10 protein-coding genes are annotated in these 18,150 nt (G+C 40.9%); 5 read left to right on the top strand and 5 right to left on the bottom strand.

The window, feature by feature from the left end:
- The first annotated feature begins 31 nt into the window (after positions 1-31).
- A complete protein-coding gene (locus GX437_09480) occupies positions 32-6,064 on the top strand; it encodes a hypothetical protein (GenBank protein ID NLJ07886.1) in 6,033 nt (2,010 codons plus the stop codon).
- 7 nt (positions 6,065-6,071) lie between these two features.
- A complete protein-coding gene (locus tag GX437_09485; protein NLJ07887.1) occupies positions 6,072-6,656 on the top strand; it encodes a hypothetical protein in 585 nt (194 codons plus the stop codon).
- Between the two features lie 21 nt (positions 6,657-6,677).
- Here GX437_09485 and GX437_09490 read toward each other — a convergent pair whose 3' ends face one another.
- From GX437_09490 to mfd, 5 genes are all read right to left on the bottom strand, one after another.
- Positions 6,678-7,457: a patatin-like phospholipase family protein gene (locus GX437_09490; protein NLJ07888.1), complete on the bottom strand. Its 780-nt coding sequence runs from the start codon at positions 7,455-7,457 to the stop codon at positions 6,678-6,680.
- Positions 7,450-7,980, bottom strand: a complete 531-nt coding sequence (locus GX437_09495; protein NLJ07889.1) for a 5-formyltetrahydrofolate cyclo-ligase — start codon at positions 7,978-7,980, stop codon at positions 7,450-7,452. Before GX437_09495 ends, GX437_09490 begins: the two co-directional genes overlap by 8 nt.
- 23 nt (positions 7,981-8,003) lie before the next feature.
- Entirely contained in the window at positions 8,004-10,748 is a 2,745-nt protein-coding gene (locus tag GX437_09500) for a flagellar basal body rod modification protein (GenBank protein ID NLJ07890.1), read from the bottom strand.
- A 308-nt stretch (positions 10,749-11,056) separates the two neighbouring features.
- The gene (locus tag GX437_09505) at positions 11,057-11,854 is read right to left on the bottom strand and encodes a rhomboid family intramembrane serine protease (protein ID NLJ07891.1); all 798 of its coding nucleotides are present in this window, start codon (positions 11,852-11,854) and stop codon (positions 11,057-11,059) included.
- A 62-nt stretch (positions 11,855-11,916) separates the two neighbouring features.
- Entirely contained in the window at positions 11,917-15,237 is a 3,321-nt protein-coding gene (mfd, locus tag GX437_09510) for a transcription-repair coupling factor (GenBank protein NLJ07892.1), read from the bottom strand.
- Between the two features lie 205 nt (positions 15,238-15,442).
- Here mfd and GX437_09515 point away from each other — a divergent pair, with 205 nt between their 5' ends.
- The 3 genes from GX437_09515 to GX437_09525 all read left to right on the top strand — a co-directional run.
- Positions 15,443-15,985, top strand: a complete 543-nt coding sequence (locus GX437_09515; protein ID NLJ07893.1) for a carboxymuconolactone decarboxylase family protein — start codon at positions 15,443-15,445, stop codon at positions 15,983-15,985.
- Between the two features lie 132 nt (positions 15,986-16,117).
- Positions 16,118-17,257, top strand: coding sequence for a pyridoxal phosphate-dependent aminotransferase (locus GX437_09520; protein NLJ07894.1), 1,140 nt, complete (start codon positions 16,118-16,120; stop codon positions 17,255-17,257).
- 15 nt (positions 17,258-17,272) lie between these two features.
- The coding region (locus tag GX437_09525) for a D-glycero-beta-D-manno-heptose-7-phosphate kinase (GenBank protein ID NLJ07895.1) at positions 17,273-18,150 on the top strand (878 nt) is incomplete at its 3' end.

Genomic DNA, 18,150 nt, shown 5'->3' on the forward strand with positions numbered 1-18,150 from the left:
GGTATTTAGTTAATTACAAAAATAAAAAACGATGAAAAACACAATTTGGTGTGTAGCTATTGTTATGCTACTTTTCAGTTCAGGTGTGCAGGCTCAGAAGCGTCCGATCGATAAATCACTGATAAAAGCCATTCAGGCTTCAGATTACAAGCAGGTTAAAAAACTTATCGACATTGGAGCCAATGTCAATGCTCAGGATGAAAATCAGGCCACAGCCCTCATGTGGGCAATTTATAAATCAGACCTTAAGATGGTCAAACTGCTTGTAAAATATGGGGCAGATGTAAAAAAGAAAGGCTTTATTTATCTTGATGAAGAAAAAGAAAGCTATTATGGCGCTCCTCTTTCAATAGCTGCAGGGACAGGAAAACTGGACATTGTACAGTATCTGGTAGAAAAACTGGGTGTTTTGCCCAAAGACAAGCAACTGGTAAAAGATAAGGGCGAAACAGGATGGACTGCGCTTCATGAAGCCTGTGCTTCGGGGCATACCGAAATCGTTAAATATTTGCTCGAAAAAGGGGCTGATATCAATTCGCAGGTAAAAGAAAATTTTAAACCGCTTACTCCAACTCCTTTAATTTGTGCCATCCGCACCAAAGATTTAGAGCTCATTAAGTATTTGCTGGATCAAAAAGCTGACCCTGATCTTGCCGATGAATATGATATTACACCACTTGGCTATGCTGTAATCAACAACAATCTTTCACTTATTCGACTACTTTTAAGCTACAAGGCCAATATTAACTATCCTCAGATTAACGGTGCCGGTATTCTGATGCTGGCTGCATACATGAATTTTACTGATATCTTCAGGTTCCTTGTCTGGAATGGAGCGGAAGTCAAATCAGGGAATGCACTTTATCTGGGTGATCAGAAAATATATGTCTATTCTCTGCCAGCCATGGCTGCTGCAAGGGGAAATATTGAATTGCTCAAATACCTCAGGGATAGTTTTCATTACGACCTGACAACAGATTTGTTTACCCTTAACGATAGTGTCATTCATGTTTTATCACCCTTACATGCTGCAGTTTTATCCGACCAGACTGAAACAGCTGAATTTCTGATTGAACAGGGGAGCCCTGTTGATCAGCTGGAATACGTCAATAAACTGACAGCTCTGATTTACGCAGTATTCAGAAACAATTTTGAACTGACCAGATTCCTTGTTGAAAAAGGAGCCGATATTAACTTCAATAATTCGAAATCGGGTTATACCCCTTTAATTATTGCCACCCGTGATGGTTATACTGACATAGCAAAATATCTACTCGAAAAGGGTGCCGACCCTACCTTTACCGACATTGACGGTTACGGGCCGTATTATTATGCATTGAAAAGCGATGACGACAAGCTGGCTGATTTGTTTGACTGGAAAAAACTTTTTAACGAAAAAAAAGTCAGATATCCTTCCTCATTATTGTATCAGGCTTTGCTTACACAAAAGCCTGATACTGCTGAACTTATGCTGAAATATGGCTTTGACCCCAATCAACCCGATAAATACGGGAACAATGGTTTGGTCTATGCGGTCAGAAGCGGAAACCTGCAGGAAGTTAAGTTGCTTTTAAACAACAAAGCCATAATAAATTATTCAACCAGTGAAAATCCCCTCTGTAAAGCCATTGAAACAAATACAGAAATAGCCAGACTTCTGATTGACAAAGGTGTTGACATCAATGCAAAAACCATTGACGGAGATTATCCTGTTTTCCGTGCTATTGATTATCAGAATTATGAGATTCTGAATTTACTGATTAAGCATGGTGTTGATTTGACAAAACTGAACAAGGAAGGTCTCACCGTATTACAGGCAGCTATCCTGAAAAATGATTTACTGACCGTAAAGGCACTTCTGGCAGCCGGAGCACAGGTTAACCAGACAAATTCAAAGGGGGAAAATGCCTATCAGTTTGCAGAAGCACAAAAGGCTGATAAAAAAATGATGGAATTGCTTTTCGTAGAAGAATTAAGTCTTATTGAACTCATTGATAACCAACTTGAATGGAGTATTATTCCTCTGATAAAAAAACATCCTGAACTGGCCAATGAAAAAGACAGCAATGGTTTTCCCTTGCTCCACCGTCTGGTTAAGGTTAATGCAAAAGATATCATTCAAAAAATTGCAGGGTACGGAATAAACCTCAATATTACAGATTCCATGGGAAGAACAGCCCTTTATTATGCCATTCTGCTTGGGAATAAAGAAATGGCTTATTATCTTGGTGGTTTAAATATCGACATCAATAAGCCATGTTCAAAGGGAGAAAATGCACTTGAACTGGCTATTTCGCATGGATACACAGATTTAGCTCAGTTTCTGACGACCAAAGGAGCTAAAGTTCGCAAAAATGTGTCAGTCAGGCCTGATCTATTTGTCCCTGTCGGGCACACTGCCGGTGTGGCTGCATTTGACATCTCAGCAGATGGGAAATATTTGATTTCTCATGGCAGAGACAAAACCGTCAGGTTGTGGGAAATATCATCAGGAAAAGAAATCAAGGTTTTCAATGAGATATATCCGAATTTTGCCTTTGAGAAAACAAACTTTCACAAAAATGTTATCAGGTTTTCTCCGGATGGTAACCGATTCCTGGTATTTAACAAAAAAAAGATAGAAGAATATGATGTTCAAAGCGGAGAAAAACTCAGGGAATTTAATGAAGCAGGATATGCCGCTTATTCTCCGGATGGGAAATACATTCTGACCACTGGTTATAATGAGGATAAAAATAAACAGAAAGCCATACTGTTTGATGCACAGTCAGGTGAAATACTTTATAAAAGTGAAAACTTTTCAGAAGGAGTTGCTGCTTTCAGTCCCTCCGGCAAATATTTTATTTATCAGGATCAAGGGAAAACGATACTCTGTAATACTTCAGATTTTTCAATAATTAAGGTTTTTGAAACCGGCACTTTGCGTTCCTTCAGTTTTTCCCCTGATGAAAAAAAACTGGTTTATTCAGATGACGGAAGAAATATTGAGCTGATTGATCTTGACAGTGGCAGGCATCTTATTGAAACCATTAAACATCCGGGTGCGGTTGTCTGCTTTTCCCCTGACGGGAAAATTATTGCCAGCGGAGGGCACGACCAACTGGTGATTTTATGGAATGCTGAAACCGGTGAAAAAATCAGGGAATTATTCGGGCACGATCATTATATCTCAGGATTAAAATTTTCTCCTGACGGGAAATATCTCTTTTCGTCCAGCCGCGACCAGACCATTATCCAATGGGATGTAACAACCGGTAAAAAATTCAGAGTGTTTGGCAGCAATTCATGGAGACCGACCCATGTTGCTTTCAGCCCTGACAGCAAATACCTTGTTTGTACGGGCAATGATTATTCGGTGAACATCTGGGACTTACACAAATCAACCTCCGTAAATCATCTGGTTGGACACAAGGGCGTACTTTTTGGATTTGCCTTTTCACCCGATTCCACCAATGTATTGACCTTCGGAGAAGACCGTGTGCCAAGAATGTGGAATTTCTCAACAGGAAAAAGAACAGCCACTTTCAGAACACACGATGATGCCGTTTTAGGAGCCGGATTTTCCCCTGACGGAAAATATTGCTTTTCTTACAGCAATGACAATAAAGTAATATTATGGGAAGTCAATACCGGAAAAATGATCCTGAAATTAACACAGAAATATCTTGTCAATCAGGCACATATGATTATTCCCAACCAGTATCCTTCAGGAATGTTTGGTTTTACTCCCGACTCAAAATACTTTATTACAGGAGATACTGTGGTTACGATTGCTCCAACATTATTGTTCTGGGAAGTTTCTACAGGCAGGTTAATTAAAAAGATTACATTGACTCCTGACAAAGACAAAAATGTTAAAAGTCCTGCCATACGGTTCATCAATAACACACCTGATGGAAAATCAATCGTTTGCGGCTTTTCTTACACTTCAGGTAAAACTGATTATTCAGAAATTCATTTTTTTGATGCCGTTACATTTGAGTTTCAGAAACGTCTTGAATTTGAAGGTTCTCATCAAAGAGTTAGCTTTACCCCCGATGGGAAAAAAATCATTGTCTTTGAAGAAACAGATAATAAAATCATTGTTCTTGATGCCGAAAACGGGAATATTCTTTATAAAATCAACAAATATGAAATTGATGACCGGAATTCACCGGTTTCTCCTGACGGAAACTTCCTGCTGGCTTTCCATGAGAAAATCATTATGCTGGTCAACCTGAATAATCTTACCGATGTAAAGGTTTTCACACCCTGTGACAAAATAATCTCTTCAGCTGGTTTTTCACCCGATGGGAAATATCTTGTTTACAGTGCCACAGATAACACCATTGGCATCATCGAAACAGAAAACTTCAAGACAATTGCAAAACTTGTCCTGTTCGGGGAAAACGACTGGGTGGTCAGCAATGAAGACGGTTTATTCGATGCCTCATCTCAGGCCATGAAACTGTTATATTATATATCAGGGCTTGAAGTCATCGAATTGGATCAGATGAAAGAACGCTATTATGAGCCCAATCTCTTACCTAAATTACTGGGATTCAATAAAGAAAAAATCAGGGATGTAAAAGCGCTGGAAGAAGTAAACCTCTATCCGGAGGTGGATGTCAACATCAGCAACAGCAATCTGATGATTGATCTGACCAACCGTGGTGGCGGTATCGGAAAAGTGGTGGTTCTTGTCAACGGAAAAGAAGTGGCTTCTGACGCCAGAGGGCCGAAACCCGATCCCAAAGCCGACAAGCTTAAAATCAATCTTGACCTGAAAAATCATCCATATTTACAAAGCGGAAAGGAAAATATCATTGAAGTCAAGGCATACAATGCCGAGGGCTATCTGGTCAGCAGGGGTTCGAGCATCAGCTATAATCCCGGAGCCGGAAAGATCAGCAAACCTCCGCATTTATATGTCATTGCCTGCGGTGTTTCAGATTATACAGGAGAACAGATCGACCTGAAATATGCAGCCAAAGATGCAGAAGATGTAGGAAATGCCCTGAAAATTGGCGGAGAAAGGCTTTTTGGTACTGACAAAACCCATCTCTACCTGATGACCACTAATGCCGGGGATGAAAAGATGCAACCGACAAAAGCCAATATTCTGAGGGTATTCGATGAAATTTCAAAAAATGCTACTTCAGATGATGTTTTTGTGCTGTACCTTTCCGGTCATGGTATCAACTGGGGAGGACAGGACGGTGATTTTTATTATCTGACAAAAGACGCATACACTGCTTCGCCAGAAGCTTACGGAGACCCCAAAATCAGAACTGCCACCACCATCTCGAGTGCTGAACTGACCGATTTGTTCAAAAAAATCCCCGCTTTAAAACAAGTGATGATGATAGACGCCTGTGCCTCCGGAAAAGCAGTTGAAAACCTGATGGCCAAGCGCGATATCTCCGCAAGTACTCTGCGTGCACTCGACAGGATGAAAGACCGCGTAGGAATGTACATTATCACAGGTTGTGCAGCTGATGCAGTCAGCTATGAAGCCAGTAAATTCGGACAAGGTCTGCTGACCTATAGCCTGCTGGAAGGAATAAAAGGCCTTTCCCTCCGTGAAGACAGATTTATCGACATTGCCATGCTCTTTACACGTGCACAGGAACGGGTGCCGGAACTTGCCGCTGACATTGGCGGCATTCAGAAGCCCCAGATTTTCAGTCCTTATGGTTCTCAAAGCTTTGATATTGGCGAACTTACCGAGCAGGATAAAGAAAAAATCAGCCTTGCTCAGCCCAAACCTATGTTTCTCATGTCTGTTTTTCTCGAAGAAGAAAGCATGGATGATATTCTCGGTCTCGAAAAGCTGGTTGATGACGAATTCAGGCTAATATCTTCAAAAGGAATATCACCAGTTATTTTTGTCCAGGCAAAAGAGTTTCCGGAAGCATACCGGATGCGCGGACAATATGCTGTCAATGGGGATCAGGTGGAGATTAAAATTAACCTGTTTAAAGGAAAAGAAAAAGCAGGAAGCTTTACCGTTTCAGGTAAAAAAGATAATCCTGAAAATATTGTCAAAACTATTGTCGAAAAAGCACTTGAAATTGCAAAATAATCTGAAAATGAAAAAGATAACTATAAGCTCAGCATTGATTTTCATGGCCATGTTCAGTCATGCTCAGACTGATTTTTCATGGATTAAACCAGGCTTAAAAATACGGTATTACCTGCATGAATATTCCTCTAACTACGAATTTGTTGTGGAATTACTGGATAATGGCAAAGCAAAAAAATTCAACTGGTGGATGACATGGCCGGTCAACCGGAAAGGCACCTGCCTGACTACTGAATATGCCATGCAGAATGCCACCAAACAACAGAATTATTTCAGGGGAGGTTATGAAGAGCAAAACGACCGTACGACCGGCTTTGTTTCATATCCCGTCTGGAAAGCGATGAAAGATAAGGGAAGCATTACCATTCAACCCGTTGATGATGAGGAAGTTTTAAAATATGTCTGCGATTATCCCTATACTATTGTCATTGATGGGAAAAGCATGATCGTCCCTACCTTTTATTGTGAAACCGATCTCGGCTCAAAATACTGGATACTGGACAATCCTGAAAATCCGATTATTCTGAAAATGGTGCTTGATTTTAACATCGAAATCGGGGAAATATTAACGCCAGAATACTGGGAAAACTGATGAAAAATTGAATCGGAATATTTAATCTGATATATCGGTTTTCAGAGTATCAAAGACATCTTTTGCTGCTTTATAGCCAATTTCAAACATCTCCTTCCCTTTTTTGATTTCATAATAGGCGAATTTGGAAATTTTGGTGGTTTCGATATAAATATCAGCCTGGCTTTTTTTTGAGGCAATATCCTTCGAAGCCGCCATCAGAAAACTCCTGACCAGAATGCTCACTACTCCTGATATTTCCTTTTGAAAAGTTAAAGGATTCACATTTACTGCAATCAGTCTGTTACACAAAGGTCTGATGGGTTCGACAGGAAGATTGTTTACCACCCCGCCATCAACATAGATTATATCATTTCGGATGAGGGGTTCAAAAATGACAGGAATAGCACAGGAAGCCAGCACTGCTTCGATAAGATTTCCCTGATTCAGGTATTCAGCACGGGCATTGTTTAAGTCGGTAACACAGACATAAAGCGGTTTTTTAAGTTCTTCAAATGTTTTTGCCCTTAAATGACCTTCCAGTATTTTTTTCAGCCCGTCTTTTTTAAGCAAGCCTTTTTTAGGCAGTGAAATGTCGAGAAAATCCATGATTTTGGTATGGGAAAAAATTTCAAAGGTTTCATCGGGGCTGTAGCCATCCGCATAAAAAGCACCCGCAATAGAGCCTGCACTGGTTCCGGCAACAATACCGGGAAAGATATTTTGTTCTTCAATGAATTTTAACACCCCAAGATGGGCAAATCCACGGGCAGCACCTCCGCTCAGTGCTATGCCCCATTCATGTTTTTTTTGTTTAGCCATAAATAATCAGGTTCATTTTTATATCTGACGCTGTAGCAGGTATTTCATCAAAATATTGAAAATCAAAACATACGCCTATCCTGTAAGCCTGAAGCTGAGGCAATAACCTGTCGTAAAAAGCCTTTCCTCTCCCCATCCGGTTGTTATTTTTATCAAAAGCAAGTCCCGGCACAATGATTAACCCGATTTTATGAAGCTCTGTAAATACCTCCCCATCCGGCTCCGGAATCCGGTATTTTTCTTCAATAACCAGATGCTCTGTTCCCCTGAATTTCTTAAAAACTATATCATCACCTTTGATGCATGGCAGCAGAATTTCCTTTTCTCTGTACCACTTTTTGATAAAATCATGGGTAGAAACCTCATCATCTAACGACCAGTATGCCGCCAAAACTGATACTTTCTGAAATACTTCCGTTTTTTCAAGCTGTTCAAATATGACGGCTGATTTTTCTTTCAAAATACTGACAGGATATTTTTGTTTTTCGTCACGGATAAATTTCCGCCATTTCTTTTTCTCAATATCTATCTGTTCGATGCTCATTATCAGCGTTTAATAAAACTTAACGTATGTCGCTGAGTTTCTGATTCCAGAAAGACCAGATAATAACCGGGCTTTAATGATGCTGTCTCATATTCATAAAAGAAATTCTTTTCAGTGCCGGTATTCAGTTGTTTACTGCAGATACGCTTTCCGTTCAGGTCATAAACTGAAAAAAGATAATTTCCCTTTGCCTCCCTGATGGCAAGCGTAATCTTTTCATTGGCTAAAGAAGGGAAAATTTTCACATTTTCCTGCATGAAAAGCTTGTCTTCAGGAGTTCCGAGCAAATCTTCAGGGCTTGATATATGGGTGGTAAAAATGCCGTTTCCATGCGTGGCAACTACCACCAGGCCATCTTCACTTCTTGTTTTCACCATATCGACCACGACATTTCCGATCATGTTATGCCCGATGTTGACCCAGCGCGTAGCAATACCCATCAGGCTATCCGTTGCGTAGAGGCCGGTGCTTGCAGCGACAAAATACATTGTTTTTCCATTTTTCAACGGCATTATCGATGCCCAGCGCAGACTCGGGCCATTCCCGCTCCCATCATCCTTTTCTTCAAGGTTCCCGGCTACCTTTTCCCAGCTTGAACCACCGTCTTTCGAATAAAACAAACTGTAAACCTTATAGTTGGAAAAAACAACCAGAACTTTGTTCCCGTCCCGTGGATCGACTGCAATGCAGCTGATATTTCCGGCATTGCTCAGGGAAGTAATCCTTTCCAGAACGGGATCTCCCTGATGAGCATTCTCCACCTTGTAAAGCAGGCTTTTACTGGTACCCACATACAAGCGGTTGGCCGGCTTTTGCCTGGTGATGGCAAGCGCAGAAATAGAACGGTTGGGATATTTTACGGTATCTGAAAACCTGACCCATCCTGTCGATATCGAGTCGTAATTATTGAGCCAGGGAAGGCTTGCAAGACTGTCGTTTCGCCAAAGCTTCAATCCCTCTGCCAGATAAAGCTTATTGTTTGAAGGATCGAGCAATAAGGGATTGATAAATAAATAATTTTTACCCCCGATGGGATCAATTCTGGTGAAGTCAATCACATTGCCTTTGTCGTCCAGTTTTAGTTTCCTGATTTTACCCAGTTGGGTTGACATGATGTAATATTCTCTTCCTGTTGCAATACCCGAAAAAGAACCATCACCATTGTAAGGAATCACCCAATCACTTTCCGGATTTGTGCTGTTTGAAAAAAGGTTGCCGTTATCCTGAAGCCCGGCAATAATGACATCACTCACACCATCTTCCTCAATGCCAATGGTGTACATTTGAGTTGTCAGGTATCCATTGTTCAAAGAAACCCAGTTTACGGTATCCTTCAGGCAGTTAAAGGTTTTAAAAACACCTCCATCGTTTCCATTGAATAAAATCTTAGGATTTGACGGATTAAAAAACAATACATGCTGGTCGGGATGATGATTTTTATAAACTTCCCATTTAGGCCGTTTGGTATGAACAGCATATCCACCAATCTGCCGGATCAGACTATCTGAACGAAAAGCATCAGTTGAACGATAAATATTTGTTCCTGAAATAAATACGACATTGCTGTCGCCAGGCAACACACTTACCACCAGATCATATCCCCCCTGTGCATTGAAATTATCAAAACTTTTACCGCCATCAGAAGGAATATGCGCTGAGAGATTCTCCCACTTGCCACCCGTACCACTTCCATCCCCGGAAAGATATCTGTATTTCCAAAGGCTGTTCCAGTCTTCTTCGTCCTGAGAACGAATGGATTTTTTACCATATCCCGGAGTATGTGCGAGAAAATAAACTACATTCTCATTATTGGGATCAATGCCTATCACTATGCGGTTGTATTCGGCAGGGAAAGTATCGGCAGGCAGAATATTGGTAAAGTTTATACCGTCAGGAGAGCGCCATATCCCAGCCTGATTGCCGTCTTTGCTCATCGTAGCATACACCACCCCTGACGAGGTAACAGCTACATCGGTAAAATAAGAACCATAGTCGCCACCAAGGAGTTTTGTCCATGTTTGTCCTCCGTCAGTGCTTCTGAAAAGCCTTCTCAGGGTGGCAGCATAAACCACGTCCTGACTGTCATTTGAAATATCGGTTGCAATATTCCAGACCAGGTCCCAGGGGTCAAAATCGGTCAGATTGGGTGAATTCGTTGAAGCAAGTTGAGTCCATGTAATTCCGTTGTCAGTACTTTTATAAATGCCATTGCCATAATAATAAGCTCCCGAAGCATAGGCTGAATTGCCATAAGCTTCCCCGGTACCATAATACCAGATATTTGTTTTTCCTTTCCTTTTGTCCTGTACCAAACAACTGACATTGTGCAACTGATCGGGTATGGTTACTTTTTGCCAGCTTTTACCTCCGTCAGTTGAGCGCCACATTCCTGCAGAAACTCCTCCCGCCAGCAAGATATTGGTATCTGCAACATCCATGGCAAAAGCTCTGGTACGTCCGCCAATGTTGAAAGGCCCGCGTTGTATCCATTTGGCTGCACGGTAACCTAAAACCTGCTCATCATTCGGCAAGGCAGAGGCATATTCCAGTTCAAGCGCAGCAATATTAACAGGTAATTTTCCCGTAACCGGATCAGCAAGACGGTTCAGCTCCCACTCCTGACGGCTTTTCAGATTAAAAGATAATCCATCATCCGCTGGCAAAGACAGGCTTTTCTTATGATTGCTGTTACTGAAAACAAATAGCAACAACGGAAAGAAAATTAGTATTAGCTTGTATTTAATCATCTGATATTGTTTTTCGTTGCAAAGATAATGAAGATGTTGATGAATGAGCGTTTCATGTATTCTTAAACAGGGAAGTTAAGTTCTGTTCATCTTCACGGATAACGAAATTTCTCAGTTCTGCTTTTTTTCCAATCTGTACGGACTACTTTTAATTGGAATATTTGTCAAGTCAATTGGGAATAATCTACCATGTATTTCAAAAACGGGAAAAACTTCATTATCCCTTTACATTGCATTTATACCAATAGAAATAGGAGTTTTAAAATTTTATCAGGACATTCATTCTTCCAGGCCGGAATAAAAACTTTTCAATTCAGCCGCCTCACTTTCCAGTATTTCAGCAAAATAAAACCGAAAAGCATACCACCGATATGGGCAAAGTGTGCAATGTTGCTTTCTCCCATACGTGAAATGCCTGTAAACAATTCGAGGACTCCGTAAAGGATGACAAAATATTTTGCTTTGATAGGAAACAGGAAGTAGATATAAATTGGGGAATTGGGAAACATCATACCGAAGGCAAGCAAAATACCGAAAACTGCACCCGAAGCGCCCACCACCACAGGAGTATTCAGCAATTCGGTTTTGAAACTTTCCACCATATCAACCGATACATCTGCTGCGGTCAGGCTTCTGCTGATATCAAGGCCTGAAACATGATAATATGGAGCAAGTACTTCCGCTACTCTCTGCTGAAAATCAGGATTGGAAGGCTCATTAAGAAAATCGTTGATGGGATTGAGCAAATGGGCAATTTCAAGGTAAAAAACGCCATAATGTATCAGCGCAGCACCAATACCCGTAACGAGATAATAAATGAGGAAACGTTTGGGCCCCCAGAAGTTTTCTATGGCATACCCAAACATCCACAAGGCAAACATGTTGAAAAGAATATGAGAAAACCCTCCATGCATGAACATATAGGTGAAAAACTGGAAAGGCCTGAACTTTTCAGAGCCAAAATAATGAAGGCCAAAGAGGTCAATCAGGTCTATACCAAAACGTCCAAGCGTAAAGGTTGCAACAAAAAACAGTATATTGATAATCAATAGGTTTTTAACAACAGGGGGTAAAATCTGAAAACTTCCGGGACGGTAATAATTCATATTTAAGCTTTAAGGAATATTTTTCACGATAAAATTATGCCACAAATATTTATTTTTCATTATTAACCGGATTGATGAATTTCGCTGACCAGCCTGAGGGCTTCATCAATAAAAACAACAGGCTTTATGACCAGCTCAAGGCCGTTAGGTTTCTCGCTGAAACGGCAGATATTCGGATGATTCTTACTGAAATTCAGTATTTTAACAAAAATGTGCTTCCCGAACTTTTCACTTTTTGAGTAAACATAAGGGAAAAAGAGTTTCATCACACTGTTTTTGAAAGTAATTTTTTCAACTCCAAGTTTAGTGGCCTGCCACTTCAGCCTGATCAGGTCGAGCAAATCGTTTACCTGCCAAGGCAAGGGCCCGAACCTGTCGGCAAGTTCCTGCTCAAAAGCAATGAGTTTTTTCTCTTCCTGTATGACATTCAGTTTGTTATATAAAATCAGACGCTCTTCTATATTGCTGACATATTCATCAGGAATAAGTACTTCAAGGTCGGTTTCGATAACACATTCCTGAAAGAGTTTTTCCTGATCTTTTTCATCGAATATATCGCTGAATTCTTCGAGTTTGAGCTCAGCAACGGCTTCATCCAGAATTTTTTTATAGGTTTCGATTCCGATTTCATTGATAAAACCGCTTTGTTCAGCACCAAGCAGATTTCCTGCTCCCCTGATGTCGAGGTCGCGAAGGGCAATATGAAGCCCGCTGCCGAGTTCTGAAAATTCCTCAATGGCAGCCAATCTGCGTCTGGCATCAATGGTAAGGCTGGCAAAATCAGGGATGATCAGATAGCAATAGGCCTTTATATTGGATCTGCCAACACGTCCTCTCATCTGATACAGGTCGCTGAGGCCGAAATTCTGGGCATCATCAATAATGATGGTGTTGGCATTGGGAATGTCGAGCCCTGATTCAATGATGTTGGTCGAAACAAGTATGTCGTAATATCCGTCAATAAAATTCAGCATGGTTTCTTCGAGGTCGTAGCCTTCCATTTGTCCGTGAGCCACCCCGACTTTTGCATAAGGAACAAGGTTTTTCACAATGTTGGCCGTCCTGTTCAGATCTTTTATCCTGTTGTGGACGAAAAACACTTGTCCTCCCCTGTCAAGTTCCCTTTCAATGGCTTCCCTGATAATATCCTTGTCAAAAGTTTTGATATAGGTTTCAATGGATTGCCGGTTGGGTGGCGGAGTGTTAATGACAGAAAGGTCGCGGACACCCATCAGCGAAAACTGAAGTGTGCGGGGAATTGGCGTTGCAGTAAGTGTCAGCGTATCCACATTCACTTTTAAAGCCCGGAGTCTTTCTTTTGCTGCTACTCCGAATTTTTGTTCTTCATCGATGATTAAGAGCCCAAGGTCTTTGAATTTAATTTCCTTGCCAAGCAATTTATGTGTCCCGATGATGATGTCAGTCTTACCGTTTTCAAGCCTTTTCAGAATTTCTTTCTGCTGCCCGGGCGATTTGAATCTTGACAAATATTCAATATTGCAGGGAAAATCTTTCAGTCTTTCGGAAAAAGTTTTAAAATGCTGAAAAGCAAGGATGGTAGTAGGAACCAGCACGGCCACCTGTTTGCTGTCGGCCACGGCTTTAAAAGCAGCTCGAATGGCCACTTCAGTTTTTCCATAACCGACATCCCCGCATATCAGCCTGTCCATCGGATAGCTTCTTTCCATGTCGAGCTTCACATCTTCGGTGGCTTTACTTTGGTCGGGAGTATCTTCATAAATAAAAGAAGCCTCGAGTTCAACCTGCATATAGGTATCAGGAGAAAAAGCAAAGCCTTCTTTTGTCTTTCGCTGGGCATAGAGTTTAATCAGGTTGCGAGCAATGTCTTTAACCCTGCTCTTGGTTTTGTTTTTCAGGTTTTCCCAAGCTTTTGAGCCTAAACGGTGCAAAACAGGCTGGGTCCCTTCTTTTCCGGTATATCTTGAAATTTTATGTAAGGAATGAATGCTGACGTACAACAAATCCCCGTCTTTGTATTCAATACGCAAAGCCTCCTGTTTTCTTCCGCCTGCCATTATTTTTTCAAGGCCTGAAAATCGGCCGATGCCATAATTGATATGGGTTACATAGTCACCGGGCTTAAGCTGATACAGTTCCTTAAGTCCAAGGGCTTTATTTTTGGTAAATGTTTTTTCCTGCCTGTATTTATGAAAACGGGCAAAAATTTCATGCTCCGTAAAAACCGCTATTTTAAGCTGATGATCGGTAAATCCACTCTGCAGACTTTCATAAACCGCCTTGAAACTGACATCCGGATTGATATCTTCAAAAATAGCATAAATACGTTCTATTTGCCGTGATGACTCCGAAAAAATATAATTGGTATAGTTGTTTTTCTGGTTTTCAAGAAGTGTTTCAGCGAGCATGTTAAAATTCCGGTTGAAAGAAGGCTGAGGTGTCAGTGAGAAACTTACCTGTTGATCAATGTTTAGTTTTTCGGTATGAGAAAAAGAAACGCATGAAAACTGAATCAGATTGGTAAAAAACGTCTTTGCATCCAGAAGCTGAACCTGATTTTCTTTCTCTTCCTGCTTTTCAGCCTTCCGGATTTTTTTCCTGAACGAATCCATCCGGGCATAAACAAGGTCCGGGCTCTGAAGCAGGATAACGCATTCAGGGCTCAGAATTCCTGTAAACGGGATCATCATACCGGAGGTGGATGGCTGTTCAAGGTTGGGAATAATGGAAATAAAATCCATTTTTCTGAGAGAAAGTTGGGTTTCAGGGTCAAATTCACGAATTGATTCAATATTATCTCCTTTCAGCTCAATGCGATAGGGATAGGTGTTGCCAAAAGAAAAAACGTCAATGATTCCGCCACGTATGGCATAACTTCCGGCTTCATACACATATTCTCCTGCCTCAAAACCATATTCGTTCAGAAAATCAATTAAAAAATCAATATCGAGTTCTTTCCCTGCTTTTAAAGTCAATGTGTTTGATTCAATAACCCCCACACTGACCACTAACTCGGTCAGGGCTTCAGGATAAGTTACGATGAGCCGTGGTTGCTGACTTTTTCTGGAAATGATGTTTAAAACTTCCGTTCTTTTTTGAATAGATGGATTAAAAATAATCTCCGGATCGTCATTTTTAAAAGAGGATGGGAAAAAATAAGATTTAAACCGTTCTGAAAACGTTTCAAGGTCGTTGATAAAATAGAGGGCTTCTTCCCTGTCGCTCAGGATAAAACAGCAGTCACGTCCGGTTAGTTCAGCCAGCAAACTGCCGGCAAGTGCTCTGGATGAACCTTTTAAGCCTTCTGCAAACAATTTAATGGCTGTATAGGTTTCAAGCAGTTTTGCCAGCTCCGAAATTCCGGGATGTTTCTGAAATGCAGCTAATAAATCTTTCTTGCTCAATATGTTATTTAAAAATAAATATCAGCAGTTATTCCCCTGACGCAAAAGAAACAACTGCTGAAAAATATATTTTTTTTCGCTGAAATTCAATAAAATTTCTGGCTACAAAAGTAAAATGTCCTGAGGAATTCAAAAACCGTATTCAATTAAAATTTTACCTTTGGAAGAGAAAATAAACCTGATTTTAAACCTAAAATGATGTTTTATGCCAGTCATAGACTTAAAAAATAATCTTCCCGGTATGGGGTCTCTGATTGCTTACCGAAATGAAACAGGTTATCCCCTTGCCCAATTTGTTGAGGCAGTTTTAAACGGGAATTCTGATCTGAGCCGTGCGGAGAGAGAACTCATTTCCGCTTTTGTTTCATTTAAAAACAATTGTCAATATTGCCTTCGCTCTCATGGCTGGGTAGCGGCCAAACTGATGAATCTTCAATATGACGATGTTTTAAACATCTTCAGTTCTCCGGAAAAGTCAGGAAACAGGATTTCGGTATTACTCAGAATAGCTGAAGCCGTAAGGGTAATCAATGCTGAAGAATCAGCCCGTTTGGTAAAAGAAGCAAAAGAAGCAGGAATAAGCGAACAAGGCTATCATGATGCGGTGCTGACCGCTTCCGTGGCCTGTCTGTTCAACCGGTACATTGATATGATGCAGGCACCCGTTCCGACAGATGAAGCATTTTACCTGATGATTGCCGACAGGCTCATTTCAAAAGGATATGCCGGCACCGGGCAAAGGCAATAATTTTTTTCTGAAAAATTTCGCAGAAAATCTAATTTCATTGAATAGTCTATTTTCGCTGTTATAAAAAAAACAACTATGACGTTAAAAATATCAAAAAGAGTAGAAAAACTCAACGAATCGGAAACCCTTAAAATGGCCCAGCTTTCCCGTCAGCTCATTTCAGAAGGAAAAGATGTTATCAACCTGAGCATTGGAGAACCTGATTTCAATACCCCGGATCATATCAAATCAGCTGCTATTGAAGCTATTAATAAAAATATAACTCATTATCCCCCGGTACCTGGCTTTCCCGAGCTGCGAAAAGCAATAGCTGCATTGTACAAAAAAGATTTCGGTATCGAATTCGACTTCAACCAGGTCATTGTCAGCAACGGAGCCAAACAATCTCTCAGCAATGCCATCCTCAGCCTGCTCGATGAAGGTGATGAAGCCATTGTCCCGTCTCCTTACTGGGTCAGTTATCCCGAAATGATTAAACTGGCAGGTGCTGAAATGGTTGTCATCAAAGCAAGGATGGAGAATAATTTTAAAATCACTCCTGAAGAGCTTGAAAGTGCCATTACTCCCAAAACAAGAATGTTTTTATTCAGCTCACCTTCAAATCCTTCCGGAAGTGTCTATTGCCTGGAAGAGCTGGAAAATCTGGCAAAGGTTTTCAGAAAATATCCTGATATTGTCATTATAGCTGATGAAATCTATGATTATATCAATTTTTCCGGTAATCGCTGTACATTTGCCCAGATTACTGACCTGCTCGACAGAATGGTCATTATCAACGGAGTATCGAAGGGTTTTGCCATGACCGGCTGGCGTATCGGCTATATGATTGCTCCCCTGCCACTTGCCAGGGCATGTAATAAACTTCAGGGACAACTGACATCAGGAGCTTGTACCATATCACAAATGGCTGCCCTCGCAGCATATACCCAGGACATATACCCGACTCTTCAGATGAAAAATGAATTTTTAAAGCGGGGAAAAATCGTCAGTCAGAAACTTTCAGAAATTCCCGGCATTAAAGCAAACAACCCTGAAGGTGCCTTTTACAGTCTGATTGATGTATCAGGGTTTTTCGGAAAATCAGACGGCAAAAGAACCATTCTCAACAGCAACGACATGGCAATGTACCTGCTGGAAGAAGCCTATGTTTCAACCGTTTCGGGTGACGCTTTCGGTGTGCCTGAATGTATCCGTATTTCATTTGCCACCTCTGAAGAAAACATCGTAAAAGCTATTGACAAAATGAAAACAGCTTTTTCACGTTTATCATAATCAAACTGTCTCACATTGAATAAACAAACTCCAACAGACATTTTATCTGAGTTTTCGAAAAAGAAAATTCTGGTAATAGGCGATATCATGCTCGATGCCTATATCTGGGGAAATGTCAGCCGCATTTCTCCTGAAGCTCCGGTGCCGGTTGTGCTGGTCAATCAAAAGGAATACCGACTGGGTGGTGCCGGGAATGTGGCCCTGAACATTAAAAGCCTTGGTGCAGCCCCATTGCTGGTTTCCATGACCGGAGATGACGAGGAAGCATCCTTTCTCTTTAATTTGCTAAATGAGAAAAAAATAGCCCCGGAATTTTTGCTGAAATCCTCCATGCGTAAAACCACTACCAAAACACGTATTATTGCCAATCATCAGCAACAGCTGATCAGGATAGACAACGAAGACAGCCGCCCATTAAACGAGTTTGACCAGAATTTACTGACAGATAAAGTCATGGAAATTTTACCCCTTGCCGATGCAGTTGTTTTTTCCGATTACGACAAGGGTGTTCTGAATCAAAAGATTATTCAGCTTGTTATCAGTGAAGCCAGGCGTTTGCATATTCCCACCATTGCAGACCCCAAAAAAGATAACTTTTTCAGTTATCAGCAGGCTACTCTGTTTAAACCTAATTTGAAAGAGCTTCAGGAAGGACTTCAGATGACTTTCAGAAGACCTGTGGTTATGGAAGAATTGAATGCCGCAGCAAACAAGCTTTTTGAAAAGATGAATATTGATATTGCATTCATCACCTTGTCTGATGAAGGCATTTATGTGAATAACAGGGAGTCAGGAAAAATTATTCCATCTCATAAACGAAATATTTATGACGTTTCCGGTGCAGGAGACACGGTGTCGGCAGTAGCTGCCCTTTCGATGGCCTGTGGCCTCGA

The organism is Sphingobacteriales bacterium, from assembly GCA_012517435.1.
GTDB lineage: Bacteria > Bacteroidota > Bacteroidia > CAILMK01 > JAAYUY01 > JAAYUY01.